At 47.2% G+C, this 19,589-nt stretch carries 18 protein-coding genes and 2 pseudogenes; 12 read left to right on the top strand and 8 right to left on the bottom strand.

Annotated features, from left to right (window positions below):
• Positions 1-170: 170 nt before the first annotated feature.
• Positions 171-719 (bottom strand): hypothetical protein, encoded by a 549-nt coding sequence (locus I1H34_RS32465; protein ID WP_249370287.1) that lies wholly within the window; start codon positions 717-719, stop codon positions 171-173.
• Between the two features lie 365 nt (positions 720-1,084).
• Between I1H34_RS32465 and I1H34_RS29480 the strand changes: the two genes are divergently transcribed.
• Positions 1,085-1,627, top strand: a complete 543-nt coding sequence (locus I1H34_RS29480; RefSeq protein WP_212666890.1) for a plasmid pRiA4b ORF-3 family protein — start codon at positions 1,085-1,087, stop codon at positions 1,625-1,627.
• Here the strand turns inward: I1H34_RS29480 and I1H34_RS29475 are convergent.
• The 7 genes and pseudogenes from I1H34_RS29475 to I1H34_RS29455 all read right to left on the bottom strand — a co-directional run bounded on the left by I1H34_RS29475 (position 1,615) and on the right by I1H34_RS29455 (position 5,287).
• Positions 1,615-1,815 (bottom strand): type II toxin-antitoxin system HicB family antitoxin, encoded by a 201-nt coding sequence (locus I1H34_RS29475; RefSeq protein ID WP_012167058.1) that lies wholly within the window; start codon positions 1,813-1,815, stop codon positions 1,615-1,617. The genes I1H34_RS29480 and I1H34_RS29475 overlap by 13 nt on opposite strands.
• A 13-nt stretch (positions 1,816-1,828) precedes the next feature.
• A pseudogene (locus I1H34_RS29470) lies at positions 1,829-3,044 on the bottom strand (IS4 family transposase).
• Positions 3,041-3,139 carry an IS4/Tn5 family transposase DNA-binding protein gene (locus I1H34_RS33280; RefSeq protein WP_463675106.1) on the bottom strand — a complete coding sequence of 33 codons (99 nt, stop codon included), beginning with the start codon at positions 3,137-3,139 and terminating at the stop codon, positions 3,041-3,043. The pseudogene I1H34_RS29470 and the gene I1H34_RS33280 overlap by 4 nt, the downstream one beginning before the upstream one ends.
• 25 nt (positions 3,140-3,164) lie before the next feature.
• Positions 3,165-4,448 carry an IS256 family transposase gene (locus I1H34_RS29465; protein WP_212666775.1) on the bottom strand — a complete coding sequence of 428 codons (1,284 nt, stop codon included), beginning with the start codon at positions 4,446-4,448 and terminating at the stop codon, positions 3,165-3,167.
• 50 nt (positions 4,449-4,498) lie between these two features.
• Positions 4,499-4,600, bottom strand: a complete 102-nt coding sequence (locus I1H34_RS33275) for an IS4/Tn5 family transposase DNA-binding protein (RefSeq protein WP_463675105.1) — start codon at positions 4,598-4,600, stop codon at positions 4,499-4,501.
• 112 nt (positions 4,601-4,712) lie between these two features.
• Positions 4,713-5,042: a type II toxin-antitoxin system HicB family antitoxin gene (locus tag I1H34_RS29460; RefSeq protein ID WP_012167059.1), complete on the bottom strand. Its 330-nt coding sequence runs from the start codon at positions 5,040-5,042 to the stop codon at positions 4,713-4,715.
• The gene (locus tag I1H34_RS29455; RefSeq protein ID WP_041661227.1) at positions 5,042-5,287 is read right to left on the bottom strand and encodes a toxin HicA; all 246 of its coding nucleotides are present in this window, start codon (positions 5,285-5,287) and stop codon (positions 5,042-5,044) included. Before I1H34_RS29455 ends, I1H34_RS29460 begins: the two co-directional genes overlap by 1 nt.
• 235 nt (positions 5,288-5,522) lie before the next feature.
• On the opposite strand from I1H34_RS29455, the pseudogene I1H34_RS29450 reads away from it, so the two are divergent.
• The 11 genes and pseudogenes from I1H34_RS29450 to I1H34_RS29400 all read left to right on the top strand — a co-directional run bounded on the left by I1H34_RS29450 (position 5,523) and on the right by I1H34_RS29400 (position 19,226).
• Positions 5,523-5,890 (top strand): annotated as a pseudogene (locus I1H34_RS29450) (type II toxin-antitoxin system RelE/ParE family toxin).
• Between the two features lie 5 nt (positions 5,891-5,895).
• On the top strand, positions 5,896-6,219 hold the full coding sequence (locus tag I1H34_RS29445) for a helix-turn-helix domain-containing transcriptional regulator (RefSeq protein WP_212666889.1): 324 nt from the start codon (positions 5,896-5,898) through the stop codon (positions 6,217-6,219).
• A gap of 141 nt (positions 6,220-6,360) precedes the next feature.
• A complete protein-coding gene (locus I1H34_RS29440; RefSeq protein ID WP_212666888.1) occupies positions 6,361-7,335 on the top strand; it encodes a tyrosine-type recombinase/integrase in 975 nt (324 codons plus the stop codon).
• A 252-nt stretch (positions 7,336-7,587) separates the two neighbouring features.
• Entirely contained in the window at positions 7,588-8,676 is a 1,089-nt protein-coding gene (locus tag I1H34_RS29435; protein WP_212666887.1) for a class I SAM-dependent methyltransferase, read from the top strand.
• Positions 8,677-8,679: 3 nt separating this feature from the next.
• Positions 8,680-8,916: a hypothetical protein gene (locus tag I1H34_RS29430; RefSeq protein ID WP_212666886.1), complete on the top strand. Its 237-nt coding sequence runs from the start codon at positions 8,680-8,682 to the stop codon at positions 8,914-8,916.
• Between the two features lie 5 nt (positions 8,917-8,921).
• A complete protein-coding gene (locus I1H34_RS29425; RefSeq protein ID WP_212666885.1) occupies positions 8,922-9,821 on the top strand; it encodes an alpha/beta hydrolase in 900 nt (299 codons plus the stop codon).
• A 289-nt stretch (positions 9,822-10,110) separates the two neighbouring features.
• Positions 10,111-10,509 (top strand): AbrB family transcriptional regulator, encoded by a 399-nt coding sequence (locus tag I1H34_RS29420; protein WP_212666884.1) that lies wholly within the window; start codon positions 10,111-10,113, stop codon positions 10,507-10,509.
• Between the two features lie 278 nt (positions 10,510-10,787).
• Positions 10,788-11,360, top strand: a complete 573-nt coding sequence (locus tag I1H34_RS29415; RefSeq protein ID WP_212666883.1) for a tyrosine-type recombinase/integrase — start codon at positions 10,788-10,790, stop codon at positions 11,358-11,360.
• An 849-nt stretch (positions 11,361-12,209) separates the two neighbouring features.
• Positions 12,210-15,665 carry a caspase family protein gene (locus I1H34_RS29410; RefSeq protein WP_212666882.1) on the top strand — a complete coding sequence of 1,152 codons (3,456 nt, stop codon included), beginning with the start codon at positions 12,210-12,212 and terminating at the stop codon, positions 15,663-15,665.
• A gap of 61 nt (positions 15,666-15,726) precedes the next feature.
• Positions 15,727-16,872, top strand: a complete 1,146-nt coding sequence (locus I1H34_RS29405; RefSeq protein ID WP_212666881.1) for a CHAT domain-containing protein — start codon at positions 15,727-15,729, stop codon at positions 16,870-16,872.
• Positions 16,869-19,226, top strand: coding sequence for a DUF4350 domain-containing protein (locus I1H34_RS29400; protein WP_212666880.1), 2,358 nt, complete (start codon positions 16,869-16,871; stop codon positions 19,224-19,226). The genes I1H34_RS29405 and I1H34_RS29400 overlap by 4 nt, the downstream gene beginning before the upstream one ends.
• Positions 19,227-19,589: the final 363 nt, after the last annotated feature.

The following is a 19,589-nucleotide window of genomic DNA, read 5'->3' as shown; positions in this document are numbered from 1 at the left end:
CCCATCTCAAAAAATGTTCCCTGCATCTTACCAAACTACTCTCCGTGCTCATCTGAGTGAAAGTCAGTATCTAACCCTCCAACTTTTGTTGTTGCTGATAGGGGTTGTGCCGTCATACTGGGTGTCCCATTCCTTCGCAGGGAAAAGGACTTGGGCTGTTAGCACCTGGGTCATTGGTCCTCTCCTTTCAAAGCTTCCATCAATCCAGGTAGATTCTCACGAGCAGCAGCTAGCAGATCAGGGGGAATCACCTTGAGCGACTGACCGGAGCAGAACAGGGTTAGGATCGCTGGATCAAGCCTTCCAATCTTGGCAAATGCGATCGCTTGTTCAATCGACATCACGTACCAGACATTCTCCAGATGGGGATCTGGCACAGGGGGCAGGACTGGCAGAGCTATATCAGGCGAGATGTGCGATGCCGCCAACAGCTCAGAGATACTCCGCACCAGGGCAACCTTGCCAGCTTGGGAGAGGTCTTGGATCAAGTCGATGCATTGGTTGAAAGTATAGGAGCCACGGCCAAAATCCACGGTCACATCCCTAGGTTCATAGCCTTCAAAGAGTGCAGCAATGCCAAGGGCGACAAGATCATCTTGGGTCAACCTAGGAGTAAGGCTTGAGAGTCTTTCGAGGGTGGGGCGATCGGTGGGATTTGTGCTGTAGCTCGTGACATTACTTTGGGGTTTCAGGGTTTGGGGTGGGATAGAAACGGGCATATAATTTTTCTCCAGATAAAAGGAACCCCCAGCGAATAGGCCAGGGGTGTTTTTAGGTATGAAGTTGTTTTTAGGTGGGAAGTGAGGGAGATTGGTAGCCTATCTAAAATCACTCCTCTCTTAAGGTGTCTCCGAAGGCTTCATGTTGTTCGCCCAAGAGATGGAGATCACCGAGGTTTTTAATATCAGTGGCGATTATTCGTGCCTCAAAGTTTTGGCCTGGGATCTCTTTCATCAACAAAATCTTCGGATTGGCTGCATAGTCCTGGATGAAATTCAGGAGATTTTAGTACCCGGAACCACTATTTGCGACACTACCGGATGAAGTTCCTTGGCAGATCGGACAGCAGGCTATTGCTACTGAGGTGGAGGCACCATCGAATGCAGTAACCAGCGTCTATCAATTGAAGATCACGCTGTTGGGTGTCCGCCCCCAAGTCTGGAGACGGATTCAAGTCCCAGAGACGATGACACTGGCGCAGCTCCATTCCGTGTTGCAAGTTGTGATGGGTTGGGAAGGCTACCATCTCCATGAGTTCTCGGATAGCGAAGACGAAGCCATGACGTTAGCAGAGCTGATTGAAGATGATTTATTCTCATTCGGCTACCTCTATGACTTCGGGTATATGTGGCAGCACGAAATCAAGGTGGAGAAAAAGTTAGTGAGGGAGCCTGAACAAACCTATCCAGTATGTCTGGCAGGGAAGCGGGCTTGTCCACCGGAAGACTGTGGTGGCGACTGGGGGTATGCACATCTGCTGAGGGTACTGAAGAATCCCCGACATTCACAGTATGAGGAAAGAATGGAATGGGTTGGGAGTGAGTTTGACCCGAAAGCGTTTGACCTGGAGGAGGTGAATCAAGCCTTGAAGGAGCTTGAGGTTGAAACAATGAGCTATTTTGATTGAGAAGGATCTTTACCCACTTGCTGACAGTCGGCTAAATAATCATCAATGACGTTATGAAAAGATTGCTTTAACTCATCCGCCGTCTGACCATCAAATGCAATGACATCGCGAATCCCCAAGACGCGACCAAAGAAGATCTGATCATTAGCATCGAACTCAACCACAGATTCATAGCCCTTGTACTTCATCTGACTTTTCCTGCTAAGTCTCCTGGGTAGCTAACAGCCAGCCTTCAATCAGGTCATTGAGCTTCGCCCACCCTTTCCACAGGACTTGAATTCCAATCGGTGTGTTTCGACGATGCTCCAGATATCCCCCGAGTCGTGCAACTGCTTGAACAGCCCATGCCACCGTTAATGTTTTAGGTACCTTCGGGGTCTTGGCAATGAGAACTTTGATCTGTAAAGGCGTGAGGACATCTTGTGCAGGTAATTGAGGTTGTGTTCGTTCTAAATAAGTCACACGCAACAGCTCTACAGCAGTGACACACAGGAATCCCAATAAGGTTTTCATTCCCTCAGATGCCAACCGATATCGCTCCACCTGAGTGCCCGATTTTAGAACTTTGTGATACTCCTCAACTCGCCAACGGTAGGTGTACCAACGCAAAATGGTTTGGGCCATTTCTACTGTTGTCACGACTTCACTAGTGAGCAACATCCATGACACTGGTTCTTCCCCTTCAGGTGGGGCTACTTCTGTTGCATAGACAGCGTAAACCTGAAGGGGTTGACTGGCAGCTAGTCGGGCTGGTCTTTGAAGTTCAACAAGACAACATCTCACAGCTAACTTAGCCGTGCGCGCACTCCGGCCTTTCGTTTTAGGTAAGTCAATCTCATACTCGAACTGAACACTCTGGGCTTCCAGCTTTTCCCACAGGCGATTAGGATCGTGTTCTAGACAACGATTATGAGAGGCTCTAACCACGAGTCCCGTATTGTCTAGGGTATTGAGTCGTTCAAAGACTTCAGCAATGTCTCCTTCTCGGTCAAAGACATGAATGATACGAGTTGAAGGACCCACAGCTTTCTCCACTGCGTGCAGTGCTTCCACCCAACGATAGGATTCTTTTTCCTCAAATAGACGCTCCCGAGCAGTTTTACGCGCTTTGGTCTGACGTTTCTTCTTTTGTCGGGACGTTTCATTCTTCGGGGGCTTGGGACGATGCTGACGATTCCACACTTTTTGCCATAACAAACCCAAGGGTTGGCCCTGCTCAGGGTCAACGGCTAAGGCACTATGGAGTAATAATCCATTCCCCCTCTGCCTTGGGACCATAGCCTTGGCGCTTCTGCTTGATACCTTCATAGTCGAGGAAGGTGGTGTCGCCAACACTCAAGGTCATCTCTTGCGACGATACGCTACAAGCGGTCATAGAACAATGAGGAGAAATAATCTTAGCGAAGCTGGTTTTCACATTTGCGAAAACTCGTAAGACCGTTTGAGGGCTTTCCCAGTCTCAAATACGGTCGATAAGGCTTGACCAAATTTCTCGCTCAGAGAACGACCGATACTGAATGCACGTTAGTGTCCCGATTTATTCGCCACGGTTTTTGAGCCGATCATGCTTGGCATGATCCCTACGAAAAACGAGGAAGAGAATTGCTAAACAGCTCTCTTCATTAGGGAACGCACCAATTTCATCGGCCTTGGTTCGGAATTCCCGGAACAACCGCTCGAGTGCATTTGAGGTTCGAATGAGTGAGTGAAGAGATGCATCAAAATCATAGAAGTTCAAAGTCAGGGCACAATCGTTGATAAAGGTTCTGACGGCGTCAGGTTCGATGTCTGTCCACTTTTTCTCAAACACCAGAAATGAAATAACTGCCCCTTCCCAGGTGGGCGCTTTATAGATGGCGTAGGCATCATGTTGAATTTGTGCATACCGCTGTTTCTTAGCTTCAGGAAGTGAAAGCTCTTGTCCTTGCGCATCCAGGTACGACAATTGCCCATAGCCTAAATGCCGCAGCATGGCTCGAACCTTGTGGGTAATGCAGCGTTGATGTTGTGCGAGGGGAAACAGAGCACGAATCACCTTAGGCAACCCAGTCGTACCATCACTCACAATCAACTTCACCGAATAGGGTTGCAATCCCCGTTGCCACAGATGCGCAAAGAATAGTGACCAAGCTGCCTCCGATTCTTGCGTCGCCATTTCATAATGAAGCACCGTTTGGGTGCCATCGGGCCACACTGCCATAGCGACTAGAATGACTCGGTCTTCTGCATGGCGTAGTTTCCGGATATGCCCAGCTTGGTCTTCCCAAAAGTCTTCTGAGGAACACTGAACACTAGCCCAAACACCATCGACAATCAGAATAGGAGGGGTTTCCTCAAGACGAGTCTGACGCCTTTGGAACATTTGCTTCTGAGCTTTTAGCGTAATTCGGTTAATGGCATTAACGGATAAGACTGCTCCTAGAATCTCATAGAGAGCTTCTTGCAAGTCCCGAAGCGATAAACCCATGACATACAGGCCGAGGCAAAAATCGAGGAGACTGCCAAGGGCACGTTGGTAACGTTCTAAAATCTGCCACTCTCGGTCTGCGTTCCCTTTACGTAGTTTAGGGACAGACAGTTGAGGGATCCTGCCATACTGCGTATCTAGAACCCGTTGATAATAACCTGAGCGCCGAGGTCGAGTCCCTTGAAGTTGGGATAGATAGGCTTGCACTTCTTCGTCTAGTGCTGCCTCTATTATTTTCTGGGTGACTTGGCTTGCTTCCAGGCGTAGGGTTGCTTCCAGGGCTTCGTTAATAGAGGCATAGGAGCTTTGGGATTGGATGCGGATAATCTGTTGTTCGCGCTGGGCAATGTTCATCAAGAAATGCTCTGAAGTCACTATTAATACAGCATTTCAGGAATTTCAACTCATGGCGAATAAATCGGGACACTACGGAATGCACGGTGATTCAATCGTTGATCACCCAACTCACAGGTTCCAAAATTTTGCTCATAACGCTCTGGACTCATTAGATGCTCCCTGGGTATCACTGCACTTACTTTAACCAAGGCTGAGACTAAGGGCTACAAATACCACCCACTAAGCACTGGAAGACTTAGCAGGAAAAGTCAGGTACTTCATCTAACCCCCAGATACCAATTTGCTACTAGCTAGGCGGTTGAGGCTAATCCCTTGCTCTGCTGCTTGGATAGCCAATTGACGATGCTGCTCAGGTGGAATTCTCACCATAAATTTCCCACTGTATTGTTTTTTAGACAGAGGGGTAGGGATAGGCTCATCCTGTGCCACTAAATCCTCAATACAATCTTTGACCAATTCCACAATGCCAGCGAAAGCAGACTGTTGATCTTCATCCAGCCAGCTCAAACTTGGAAATTCGGCGCACAAGCCCACAAACTCCTCATCTTCTTGGGACCAGATGACCCGGTAGGTATAGTATTTGGCATCCATCACATTGACTCCAGCTTTTGGATCGCGGCTAACACTTGTTTGACCTGGTAGGGTTTGCCCATCCCTTTCTTGGATTGGATATTGACGAAAGGATCACCCTGCCAGGGAGTCTTGTAAACCCGATGGCTTCCAGAAGTCTGACGAGCTTCCCCGAAGTAGTGATCGCAAACCTTGCACAAATCTGAGAACTTAATCCCAGCGGGATTATTCCCCATTTTGGCAACAATTTTGTCGATACTGGCCATGTAGTTAATAGTATCACTATTGATACTATTATAGAATACTCTTCAATATAAGACCAACTGTTCGTTAGAGTTTCACTAGAGTCATAATGACTTGCTAAAATCCACGAATTTGCGTGTATGTTTACGGAAATGACCATTGTCATAATCAGTCGCTTGTAGAGGTCCGTTTCCCATCGCTATTTCAATCTAGGTATTTTTAGGACTATAGTAACTTTTATGTTACCATAGTCCTACTATGAAACTGCAAGAGTACATCAAAGAGGATGGCTCCAGTCCCTACCAAAATGGTTCAACCGATTAGATGCTTCAGCAGCAGCAAAGGTTACCATTGCCGTCTCTCGCTTGGAATTAAGTAACACCTCAAATGTGAAGTGGTTCGATGGAATTGGTGAATACCGGATCAACTGGGGGCCAGGATACCGTATCTACCTGATCCAAGATGGCAAGGAATTGATTGTTTTATTGGGAGGAGGAACGAAGAAGGATCAACAGTCGGATATCACCCAGGCTAAGGAGCTTTCTCAAGAATATAAAAATCGGAAGAAGCAAGAAAGTACAGATCCTCAAAAGAAGAAACAACAGCGCAAGCGAAAAAAGAAGTAATCATCATGGCATTAACGAGAGATTTCAAAGAGACTATCCACTCCCGTGTTCAATCGGACCCTGAGTTTGCAACTGCTTTATTGGATGAAGCGGCGTACCTCATGCTTAATGGTGAGCCGGAAACCGCCCGATTAATATTGAGGGATTTAGTAAACGCGACGGTTGGCTTTGAACAACTTGCTGTTGAAGCGAATAAGCCCAGTAAGAGTCTCCATCGAATGCTATCTGCGAAAGGGAATCCAACAATGGATAGTTTGAACGCAATCTTTACTGCTCTGCGAAAGAAGCTAAATGTGGATATTCAAGTTCATGCAGTTTCTTCTTCTTGATGAATTTAGAACTGGAACCGAAGTTAGGGTTTCAGAAGACTCAAAATACAATATTGATTGGCTAAATCGCTTTACCTGAAAGGGCTTCAAGACTTGTAAGCTTAGGAGAGGAAACGGCCATTATCGTAACCAAAACGACATATGGAACTCGACGCAATACCTGCCCTTCCAGCTTCGGCCCTAAAAATTCCTCAGAACGACGTTCTCAGCGATTTACTGAGGGATAAACGCTCTCCCAGCACCCGACGAGCCTACCGGAAAGACCTGACTGATTTTTTCCGCAAAATGTTTACAGCAGATCCTACCCCTGAAATGGTGGGCCTGTTTCTGGGGATGGATCGGCATGAGGCGTTACAGCTGGTGGCCCGGTACAAAGGAATTTTGGTTGAGCTGGAACTGGCAGAAGCCACAGTCAACCGGAGATTATCGGTCCTGAGAAGTTTGGTGTCCTATGCCCGTCGTGCAGGTCAGTGTGATTGGGGCCTGGAGGATATTAAGGGCGAGAAAGTGATCGCCTACCGGGATACCTCGGGGGTGGATCTGGAGAATTTTCAGAAGATGCTGGCGATACCGGATCGGAAGACGCAGCTCGGGAAGCGGGATTATGCAATCTTGGCTTTGCTCTGGGAAACAGCTTTGCGGCGAGGGGAACTGAATGGGTGCAATGTTGGGGATTGGGAACCCGAGGAGAAAGCTCTTTGGATTCAGGGGAAGGGTCGAGGCACCCAGAAGGAGAGGATTACGGTTGGTAGCGTGAGTGCGATCTCGCTGACAGAGTGGCTAGCAACTCGCAAGCATTTGGAGGATGAGGATCCGCTGATCGTGGCCTTGGATCATGTTCATTGGGGTGAGCGGCTTTCAACGACTTCTATCTATAAAGTGGTCAGGAAGATTGCCACGGAAGCGGGCATCAGTAAGATGATGTCACCGCACCGGGTCAGGCATTCCTCAATTACTGCGGCGTTGGATGCCACGGGTGGAAATGTCCGGGCCGTACAGCAACTTTCTCGCCATGCCAAGCCCGAAACTGTGATGCGCTACGACGATAACCGCAAGGATCTTCAGGGCGAGGTGACGGGGATGTTGTCGGAGTTGTTGGGAGATGGAGTGGAATAGGAAGATGTTACCTGTCGAACATGACTCGATAGATTGTATTTGAAAAATGGTTCAATGGCTGTATGTTGGCCAGTCTGACAGGAATCACAGATTCAACCTTTCGGGATCACTGCAGCATGGTAAAGAGTCCTGGAAACTTAAGCTATCACTAATGACAGGCAGAGAGCCAAACATGATCTAAGAATCATCATGTTTGGCCTTAGTGTTTATCATTTGAACTCAATCTAACCTTTTGCTCATCAGGAGGACACCATGACCACCCTTACCGCAACTCCTCAACCTTTTGATGAAACTAAGGCCGAAGTCTTTGCAAATCGGCTTATAGATACACTCAATAGTGGTGCGCTCTCACTCATGATCTCTGTGGGTCATCGAACTGGCCTATTCGATACCCTTAAAGACCTACCGCCAGCAACCAGCCAAAAGATTGCCGATGCTGCAAACTTGCAAGAGCGATATGTGCGCGAATGGTTGGGTTCTATGGCGACGGCACGATATGTAGATTATGATGCAACCCACAAAACCTATTATTTACCACCAGAACATGCAGCCTTTCTGACCCGTGATGCCGCCCCCGATAACATCGCTGTGATTGCTCAGTTCATCCCTGTGCTAGGTAATGTTGAAGATCAGATCGTAGACTGCTTTCGTCATGGTGGCGGGGTGCCCTACTCAGAGTACAAACGCTTCCACCAGGTAATGGCCGAAGACAGTGGTCAAACTGTAGTGGCGGCATTAACCGAGCATATCCTTCCATTAGTCCCTGGTCTAATGGCCGATCTAGAACGTGGGATTCAGGTGATGGATCTTGGTTGTGGTAGTGGTCGGGCTATCAACAAGATGGCAACTCTATTTCCGCAGAGTCAGTTTGTGGGCTATGACCTATCGGAAGATGCGATTGCAACCGCCAATATCGAGGCTCAGTCTTTGGGACTAGAGAACGTTCAGTTCAAGATTCAGGATGCTGCGGCTCTGGATCTGATTGAGCAATACGATCTGATCACCACCTTTGACGCTGTGCATGACCAAGCTGAACCGGATGTCGTTCTGCAAAATATCTACCGTGCCTTGCGTAGTGATGGCGTTTATCTAATGCAAGATATCCGTGCTTCTAGTGACGTGGGTGGAAATCTTGAGCACCCGATTGGGCCGTTGCTTTACACCATTTCCTGTCTGCACTGCATGACCGTTTCGTTAGCGGCTGGAGGGATGGGTTTGGGTGCGGTCTGGGGCGAAGAGAAAGCGCTACAGATGATTGAAGAAGCCGGGTTTAAGCGTGTGGAGATCAAGCAGCTTGAGCATGATTTCCAAAACAACTTCTACATTGTCAAAAAGAATTAGATCATGTGCCAAATTTGTCGCTTGGGACAGCGCCAATTAAAATCTCGACCTCCTACCTCTCTGCTAGATACGAGTCAGTTTTCAACGCTGGTGGTTACTGATCATCGTCGGAATTCGACACCGGGTGCTTTCACTGCTCAGCTCTCTGTGCAAGGAGAGCCAGTGCCTCACCATTCCACTCAGAGCACCTCGGCACCAAAGGAAAAGCACAGGCAGGAGTCGGGTGATTCCAAACCGTAAATACTATGAGTCAACAAGAACTAAACCAAATCACCACTCAGCTTCAAGACCTTTCTTGGGGCAGCACTCCCACTGAGATGAGGGCTAACTTTACCATGGGGTTGTCGATGCCACGACATCCTACCGCCCAGGTGGATGTCGTGGATGTCGATGGCATTGCGGCAGAACTAATCACCCACCCAAACAGCCGATCAGATCGCATCATTTTATATCTCCATGGTGGCGGATTTATCATGGGATCTTTACAAGCCTATCGTCGTTTAGCCAGCGATCTAGCAGAAGCAGCAGGCGTAAGTATTTTAGTTATTGACTATCGTCTAGCTCCTGAACATCCTTATCCAGCAGGATTAGAGGATGCCCTGACTGCCTATCATTGGCTAATTAATGCCCGTGGATTCCAGCCTAGTCAGATCGCCGTGACTGGAGATTCAGCAGGAGGCAATCTTGCCCTAGGCTTGCTGTTATCTCTCAAAGATCTGGGAGAGTCACAACCTGCCTGCGTGTCTTTAATTTCACCCTACTGTGACCAAATGAGAACTGGCGCAACGATGGTTAGCCATGCAGAGAAAGATCTGCTGGTCACGGCTCCACTGTTAGATACCATTACGGATTGGTACGCTCCAGGAAAAGATTTGCGAAATCCTCTGCTCTCACCTCTATATGCTGACTTATCAGGGTTACCCCCACTCTTGATACATGTCGGAGCTGTTGAGGTATTGCTTGATGATGCTTTGCGATTGGCGCGTCAGGCCGGATTAGCCGATATCCAGGTTACGCTAAAGGTTTGGTCAGATATGATTCACTGCTTCCACCTCTTTGCACCTGTGTTGGAAGAGGGACGTGTTGCAATTTCAGAAATGGGGGCTTTTCTCACAACTGGTTTTGAGTTCTATCTCCATGGGTAAGCTTGCTTAAAACCCTCTCTCTACATCACAACCCATCGGTACTGACTGAGATGATTACAGTCTTTTAGATTGTTGTTCGTTAGGAGTATAAATGCCTCAAATTTAAGTCTAGTTGACTATCCACAAACTATTTTCTTCCTCCACTATCTGCTCCAAGCCTCAACCAATTCTCTCTTACTCACAGTCCCTCCAGATGTTAGCTGACAATAAGGCCAGACCTTATGAAAATTAGGAGTTGTGATAGGCTAAGTCGTTCGCAATTCAGTTCAGTTAAGGATATACAGTATTTATGGCTAAAAAAACAGCAGTTGCCAAGAAAAAAGCAGCCACAAAGAAAAAAGATATTCAACCCCTAGTCGGGAAAACACTACTCAATAAGCTCAAGGACTTATCTCATCTCTCGAAGCGGGAAAAAGCGAAAGAGTGTGGTTATGTAGTTGGCAAGCAAGTTAACATGAGTGGTTTTATGAATGCCATTTTGGAAGCCAAGGGCATTTCACTAGATGGTGATGCCAATAGCGACGGTAGGGGTCGAGAGGCAAGCTATCGGATCAAAGTTCATCAGAATGGGCAGATGGTTATCGGGTCTGCCTATACCGAAAAGATGGGTTTAAAAACTGGCGATGAGTTTGAGATCAAGGTCGGTAGAAAGCACATTCATTTAGCTCAATTGACGGATGATGAGTAGAACAGTATTGCTAAAAACCGCGGCTCAATTTCACTATAGGTACTAGTTTTCATATTAAGATTTGGATGCTTTAGAACAGTGGAACGAATTAGCTACGTGTATGGAAAGGACCCTTGACGTACCCTTAAATCACTTTTATCTCATTCTCAATAACTCGATAATTTCTCAATAAGCCCGATCTTCCTGCCCCTCTCCACCTCAATTCCACGAGTTTCCAATACTTTCACCTCTTTAGGAGGTCTTTTTGACAAAAGACCTCCTAGAATAGATCCCAGATTATGAAACAAGATCGATTCGGTAAGGCTGGGGTACTTTCCCCAGAGCAAATTCAACACCTCTTCAGTGATGGTCTGAGCAAGCCCCGCGATCTGGCCCTCTTTGGTGTGTGCCTCTACACCGGATGCAGGATCGGTGAAGCCTGTACGCTGCTCACCAGTGACGTGATCAACGCCAGTGGCCCAAAATCAGCAGTGCTATTCCGGTGGCATCAGACGAAGGGCAAGCGAGATACGCGAGAAGTACCGATGCATCCCCAGTTGCATGACTATTTGGTAACCTATGCACCTGATCTGACTCGCACCTATCTGTTCCCCGGTCGGCATGGCCGTTCTCACTTGCGGGTGAGTTCAGCAGATCGAATCTTGAGGCAAGCCTTTGGTCGGGTGGGATTGGAAGGGTTTAGCACTCATAGCTTCAGACGAACAGCTCTGACCCAGATGCACAACGCTGGAGTGCCGACGAAGCATATTCAGCGGATATCAGGACATCGGACGCTGGCGGCACTGTCGGGGTACTTGGAAGTCACCGATGAGCAGGTTGAGGGGGCGATTGCGAAGTTGGTGTTTTTCTAGTCAGGATGCGGATAGATTCGAGGATGCTCTATACGGATTCCCTACAGTCTAATTCAGACTTGTGTGTACACCATACCCCGAGTAAATAGGCATTATCACAACCAGATTGAGAAATTGGAAATGTGCCAATTCTCGTTACTTTCAAATTGACTTGAAATTTGCTGTAGGTGATGTTTTTGGTGCTTTTATGTGAAATATACGGTCCACTATACAAATAATCGAAGAGATTACCCTCGCGTTAAGAACGGCAAAAGAGTTGAAATTTAGTTTTGAGATTTGCTGATCTGAGGTTGTGGGACTGGAAGTACGATTCTCTGGGCTTCAGATCAACAGATCCACCAACGCTTGCCTGGGCAAGGAATTAGTCTTGCTCCTTTACAGCTTAAAGAGCGCTCTTGAGTCACGCTATAAATCCAGATAGCAACTCAAATTGCAAATCTACTTTTCCAAGATCAGGGAAGTTTGCATAAAAAACATCGATATTCTAGATAAATAAACAGAAAGAAGAGATTTCACTAACTTTTAGGAAGAAAATCTCATTTTTTTATGAAAAAGCAATTTTTATTGAAATATTGAGGGCATTACATGACAGCTTGCCAACCTGAACAAGACTCGAATGTATGACCTTACAGGTATTTCACTGTTCAGAAAAACGTATCACCAGTATGAAACAAGCTTTTCCCGTGAAGGGGCAATTTTAATAGTGCACTGAACATCTTTCCACGAGGAAGATAAAGTCTAAACAACGAAATTACCATAACTCTTGCCCTGAAAGGATCCTGGCTAACTTTTAAGTAGCATCTAAACATCAAGAATGTCCCAAGTCCAAATATTTAAGGTGAGATGGTTATGGCTCAAAATCTTTATGCTCTGTTAGTTGGTATTGATAATTACGTTAGCCCCGGCAAGCCGCTAAAAGGTTGTGTCAACGATATTCTGGCATTCAAAGACTATTTGAAAGGACGAATTGCGAAGGATGGCTATCAGCTTCACCTGTGTACTCTGCTTAATGAACAAGCCACTCGTCAAGCCGTCATTGACAACTTTCGTCAACACCTGTGTCAAGCGGGCAATGAAGACGTTGCTTTGTTCTACTACGCTGGACATGGTGGACAACAAGACTCTCCTGAAGCCTTTTGGAAATTTGAACCGGATCGCCTGGATGAAACCCTGGTTTGTTTTGACAGTCTAAATGAGGATGGCTGGGGGCTAGCAGATAAAGAACTCGCGAAACTGATTGCTGAAGTAGACCAGAAGAAACCGCACATCACGGCTATTTTGGACTGTTGCCATTCGGGATCGGGGACTCGTGGTGATTTATGGGACGATACAGTCGTTCGCAACGCTCCCTGTGATCGCCGTAAACGACCACTAGATAGTTATATCTTCTCCTTAACAGATATCGAACACTTATCGGGTTCTACAGCCCATCCAGACTCCAATTCGAGTGGCTGGACTTTACCCAAAGGTCAACATATTGTCCTCTCTGCCTGCCGAGATAGCGAACTTGCAAAAGAGTACAACGGGGATCAGAAATCAAGAGGTGCATTCTCTTACTTCTTGCTGGATACGTTGCATAAAGCCAATGGGAGTTTAACTTACCGAGACTTATTTAAACGAACCAATGCGTTAGTGAGATCGAAGCTAACGAATCAATCACCCCAAATTGAAGCTACCCATCCAAAGGATTTAGACCAGCCGTTTCTAGGAGGAGCGATCGCACCCTCTACGCCCTACTTCACCGTCAGTCATAACAAAGATCATGGCTGGGCGATCGATGGGGGCGCGGTGCATGGGATTTCACAACCTGCTGGAGGGCAAACAACCTTACTGGCATTGTTCCCCTTAGATTGTTCACCTGAACAATTACGTCAGTTGTCCGAGAAAATCGGGACTGGCGAAGTCATCAAGATCCTGCCACATCTCAGTACGATTCAAATCAATGGCGTTGAGGACTTAAATCCAGAGACAACTTATAAAGCAGTGATCACCAGTTTGCCTTTGCCGCCCAAAGGCATTTTGATGGCTGGGGATTTAGATGGAATTCAATTCGCTCGTGCAGCTTTGCAAAAATTTGGCTCAGCTCAGCAGCCATCACTATATGTCAAGGAAGTGGTTACGGCTGAAACGGCAGAATTTAAGTTATTGGCGCGTGAAGGGCAATATGTGATTTCTAGGCCCACTGACGATCGCCCACTGGTTGCCGAAATCCAGGGTTATAGTGCCACGATTGCCATGAAGGCGATTCAGCAATTGGAGCATATGGCTCGTTGGACAAATATTGCCGAACTCTCCAGCCCAGCAACCAGCCGGATTCAGCCTGGGGCCGTGCAGATGTCTCTGAGCCAAGATGGGAAAGAACTGCAAGAGTCTCAGATTCGACTAGAGTATCAATTGGAGAATGGTAAATGGAAGCGACCCTCTTTCAAGGTCAAGCTCAGAAATACCAGCAGTGAACCCCTTTACTGTGCCCTGCTAGATTTGACGGATCGTTACTCTGTCAGTACTAAGGGTTTGCTACCTGGAGGGGGAATCTGGCTCGACAAGGGAGAGGAATCGTGGGCATACGAAGGAAAACCTATTCCAGCCTCAGTACAGCAAGAACTTTGGGAGTGTGGAATCACTGAAACGAAAGATCTGTTGAAACTGATGGTCAGCACGGCTGAATTTGACGCCACATTGCTCGAACAAGAAAATTTAGGCTTACCCGCTTCCCGTGAAGTGAGGATGCCTCATAGAGGTCAAGGCACATTAAATCGTCTGATGCGACGGGTGCAAACTCGTGATCTTGGAGCAGTACCTGATGAAGAAGAACTCTACGATGATTGGGTTAGTAGCCAGGTCAGCATTACAACTGTGCGGCCTTTAGATGCCACCCCTGTTCCGAATGAAGGCAGTAGTGCTTCTTTAGGAGTTGGAGTGAGTATCCAACCTCATCCCGGCTTAAAGGCGCAAGTCAGGTTAACCACCGTCACGCAATCTACGCGAGATCTAGGCAGTTTGGTGTTGCCACCGATACTACGAGAGGATGATACGGTGGCTCAGCCCTTTCAATTCACGACTAGTCGCGGTACCGATCCTGGGTTGAGTGCTTTGGAGCTCAATCATGTGGATGCAGACACAATTGCTACGGTAACTCCTCAACACCCTTTGAAGCTATCTGTGGATACCCTATTGGGAGAGGGCGAGCGGGTGTTGGCAATTGCCCATGATGGCGAATTCTTCCTACCTTTGGGGTTTGGACAGACAACCGCAGGAAAAACCGAGATTTCGTTAGAACGTTTGCCCAACCCAGTGAGTACAGGGGAACGTAGCCTCACTGGGGCGATTCGTATTTTCTTCCAAAAGGTGGTGAGTGAAAAGCTAAAACTAGAATTCGATTACCCGATTCTGGCAGCGGTTAACGTGGTGTCTGATGGAACAGTGAGCTACGAGAGGGACGCGGCACAGGTCAAGGATCGAGTTGCCAAAGCTAAGCGGATTGTGCTGTATATCCACGGCATTATTGGCGATACCGAAAGCATGGTGCCCAGTATTCGAACTGCCAAAATGACAGTAAATGGACAAGAAGAATCACTGGGCGATCAGTACGATCTGGTTCTTGCTTTTGACTATGAAAGTCTGAATACCTCGATTGAGAATCATGCGCGGGAATTGAAGCAACGACTGGCTGCTGTGGGTCTAGATGTGAAGCACGGCAAGGAGCTGCATATCGTAGCGCATTCGATGGGCGGGTTGGTTTCGCGCTGGTTTATTGAGCGGGAAGGCGGAAATAAGATCGTCAGCCATTTGATCATGCTGGGCACCCCAAATGGGGGGTCTCCTTGGCCCACGGTACAAGCCTGGGGAACAGCGGCTCTGGCAATTGGATTGAATAGCCTATCAACGGTGGCTTGGCCTGTAAAGGTTTTGGGAAGTTTGGTTGCGGCGATTGAGACGATTGATATCACATTGGATCAGATGCAGCCGGGTTCGGAATTTCTCAAGTCTTTGGCTGCGAGTCCCGATCCGCAAATTCCTTATACGATCCTAGCGGGTAATACTTCCATTACTCCAGCAGCCGTAGACTCTAATCTGCTGCAGCGATTGATGCAGAAGGTGATGAGTAGTGCAGTGGCATTACCGTTTTTTGGACAGGTCAATGATATTGCGGCCACGGTTTACAGCATTACGCAGGTGCCAGAGGGGCGGTCTCCTCAACCCCAAGTTCAGGAAGTGGGCTGTGATCATCTGGTCTACTTTACAAATTCAGAGGGGCTTCAAGCTCTCTCTAAAGTAATCAGCAACACGGGCATGCTCGCCTAGGGATAAAGGCTTTTAGCTTTAGCAACAAAAATTATGCATTGGCAGAGAGGTAAACAGCTTTATGAACCTTAAACACATTAAGATTCTGCTCTTGACGGCGAATCCTGTGAATACGTCCCAGTTACGTCTGAGTGAAGAAGTTCGTTCGATTCAAGAAGGATTGGAACGAGCCAAAGATCGAGATCACTTTGAACTCATCACTAAACTAGCGGTTCGGACGACGGATTTCAGTCGCGCTTTATTGGATCACCAACCTCAAATCGTTCATTTTTCTGGACATGGAGAGGGAAAATGGATAGCCCCAACTTCACCATCTTCTCGACAGAACACAACCCATACCTTCTCAGAAGATGCTGTCAGAGATATCGGCATTGTGCCAGAGCTATCCACATCGGGGGATGAGGGATTAGTCCTTGAAGATGATCAAGGACGGGCAAAACTGGTCAACTCCAAAACATTGAAAGAATTATTTAAATCGTTTCCGAGCGTTGAATGTGTCTTGCTCAATGCCTGTTATTCGGAGGTGCAGGCAACCTCGATTCACGAGTCTGTTGATTGTGTGATTGGCATGAATCAGCCCATTGGAGATCGGGCCGCGATTCAGTTTTCTCAAGGATTTTATGATGCCTTGGGGGCTGGCACCTCTTACGAAGAGGCTTATCAGCTCGGGTGTAGAGCGATCGATTTGGAAGGCAGTTCGGAATATTTGACTCCTGTTCTGAAATATCGAAAGGGTCGTCATTCTGTTCCAGGTTTCAATCAAGATTCTACTCAGTCAGAGATAGTCCCAGAACCTTTGCCGTTAGTAGACCCCATGCCCAACTCCCCTCAATCCTTTGGCAATATTACGATTAGCGGGAGTAACACCCCCTTCAACGCTATCCAAGCGGGGGGCAATGTCAACTTGAGTCAAAGTAATATTCAGTCACATGGCAGTCATCCAGACTTGGAATCGGCTGTATCGCTGCTGGTGAAACTCAAACAGGAGGTTTCGGTAACAGATGCACTCAGTTCATTCGCAAAGAAAGATACAGAGGCAAGAATCGTGATGCTCCAGGAAGAATTACAAAAGCAGCAACCGGATAAAAGCCTTGTCAATGAGGTTATAGAGGCTCTAAAGCAAGGTTTGAGCGGGGTACTGACGTTAGCAGAACTCATGACCCAAGTGGCAACATTTGTGGCAAAAGCCTGGGTAGGTATAGGATGAATAACGATAATTTTGGTCAGCGGCTCTCGAACCAGCAACAAGCGCTGGGGGATGTACAGGTGCAGGGAGATGACAATATCTTCAATGTGATTCAGGGGCAGGTTGTCACCCTAAGCCAAACCAAGATTATTCAGATTTCGGTGGATGAAATTAAGACTCGCGAGTTGATTCAGACATCCCCCTACAAAGGGTTGGATGCATTTGAGCGGCAAGATCACCTCAACTTCTTTGGTCGGGATCAATTCATACTCGGGTTAGCTAATGAAATGGAGCAGACCAATTTGGTCCTATTGATGGGGGCATCGGGTAGCGGTAAGTCTTCAGTGGTGAAGGCTGGCCTGTTACCCTGGCTATCTGAAAAGTGGGGGCAAGAGTTTGTCAGTTTGACTTTAACCCCTGATCGCGATCCGTTTGAGAAGCTCTATGGTAGTTTGCTCAGTTGTGGCTATAATCTAGCGCAGGCAGAGGTTGCAAAAGCTGGGCAGAAGAATACGCTATGCAAGGTGGTAAAAGCGTTGAAGCAACCGGGGGAGTTCTGGCTGATCTTTGTTGACCAGTTTGAGGAATTGTTTACCATCAGTAAAAAGGAAAAGCGAGATTGCTTTATTAAGGGGTTGGTGAGTCTGAGCAAAGAATACGCTAACGATCCCTTCGTCAAGATTGTGGGAACCATGCGAGCCGATTTCTTGGGGCGACTTGATTCGCCTCAGGCGAATCAGTTGGCCAGACTCACTCAAAAGCATCGCCCATTGATTACCCAAATGCAGCAAGATGAGTTGCGGCTGGCGATCGAGCAGCCTGCGGCCCATCATGGCGTTGTGTTTGAAACGGGGTTGGTAAAAGAAATTATCAAGGATGTAGAGGGGCAGGCGGGATACTTGCCGCTGTTGCAATATACGCTCAATCTGTTGTGGAAGACGGAAGTACAGGATCGTGGCATTCTGGATCGGACACTGAATCTAAGTTCTTACCGCCGACTGGGTGGGGTGCGCGGCGCGCTTCAGCAACGGGTCGATCAAATCTATCAAGATTTGCCTGAACTGCAAAAGTTAGCAGCACAGCGAATTTTTTTGAAGCTGGTGAAGATTAATGGCGATGAGGCGGCAGGGACGGAATGGAAGCCCGTCAGGCGACGGGCAAATCGCTCGGAGTTTCAGGATGGGCAGGAACAGGCAGTGCTAACCCAGTTGATTAATGACAATTTGCTGGTGGGCGATGCACCTGTTGAAGACAAGGAGAAACACTCGGTCGCGATTCAAGGCTCTACAGTGGAAATTGCCCATGAAATCTTATTGACCTGCTGGGGAAAGCTGAACGATTGGATTGAGGAGCATCGTCAAGCTATTGCCTTACGGAACCGCCTCAATGACGATGTAGTCATCTGGCAAAAAAACAAGAAAGCCGACAGCGATCTTTGGGGTGGGGTAAAGCTTGTGCAAGTACAAGAACTCCGCAGCAATCAAGATCTCAAGCAGGTATTGGGCGAATTTAGCGATATAGCCAATCAGTTTATTGATGTCAGTGTTAAATTGCGAGATCGGCAACAGCGGCGCACAATCATAACTGCTTGGGGTATTGCAGCAGGTTCCCTGGTGTCGGCGGTGGTTTGCTTTAGCCTTATGTTGCAGTTAAAAAAAGCCAAACAGGAAACGCACGATGCTTATACAAATATACTTACAGATCTATTCCTTGAGAGCATGATTGATACACAAGGGACTCCTGGGGAGATAAAGTTTTTGGATAAAGATGATGCCTGGAAAATAGTGCTAAAAATAGTGCTAGAAGAAAAGAAAATAATAGTTGCAGCGCGTCGGGATTACGGTGATGGTAAAGTTCTTGCTGCAGCACATGACGGTGTCTTGAGGAACAGAAAGGATAGCTTTATCTTCCTGAAACAATCTTTAGGCTGGCTAAATCCGTCAAAAGATAAGAGGAAAATATTGATTTCGAGTGGGCATTGCGAGATAGTCTCTTTAAAAGGAAGTCCTTACGCTCCTCCAAAATCAAAATTGGAAGCTTGGGAAGCTGATGTAGAGAATATTGCTGCTCCGATTGACGAAACTAAGCTCAATAAAGGTAACATTCTTATTATTGGGAATGCTTGGGGCAACTTTACTCAATCCGAGATTGATGCAATCGAGAAATTTGTCAAGAATGGGGGTAGTCTCTTCGTTGTCGGAATAGGGTGGTCTTGGAAAGAATACAGTGATAGCACGAATCCTGTTAAGAACTGCAAGCCAAAGCAGCAAGCGAACCAAAGGATTAAAGACATATCAACATATCCAATGAATCGGCTTGTCAAACCGTATAACATACAGTGGACAGAGGGGGGGCAAAAATTTGGTGATCAGTAGTGCTGACAACCAGCTGGGTTTGGATTTTTATCTAGCTGATCTAAAATATTGGCCATCATATCTAATATGACTATAGCGGATTTCACCGCTCCACTTTAAAAATTCTTTCCATAATTCCGTTTTCTAGGCGTAATGTAAGTTACTGATTCGCTCAAATCGAAGCAACAAGCGCTTGAATTTATCTTCCCAAGCGAAGACACGCTCAATAGCAAAAAAACCGCTTCTAGAAGATGGGGTTTAGGGTCCTCATTTTGGAACCTTTCTGCCACGGAGATTTTCGTTGATATTAGGCACCATACCCCAATTGAAAATCGCCTTCCGGTTGACACGACTGTCATAAGCGCCATCCAAGCTGATGATAGT

It is taken from the genome of Acaryochloris marina S15 (assembly GCF_018336915.1).
Classification (GTDB): domain Bacteria; phylum Cyanobacteriota; class Cyanobacteriia; order Thermosynechococcales; family Thermosynechococcaceae; genus Acaryochloris; species Acaryochloris marina_A.
This window is presented reverse-complemented; position numbering and strand designations above follow the sequence as displayed.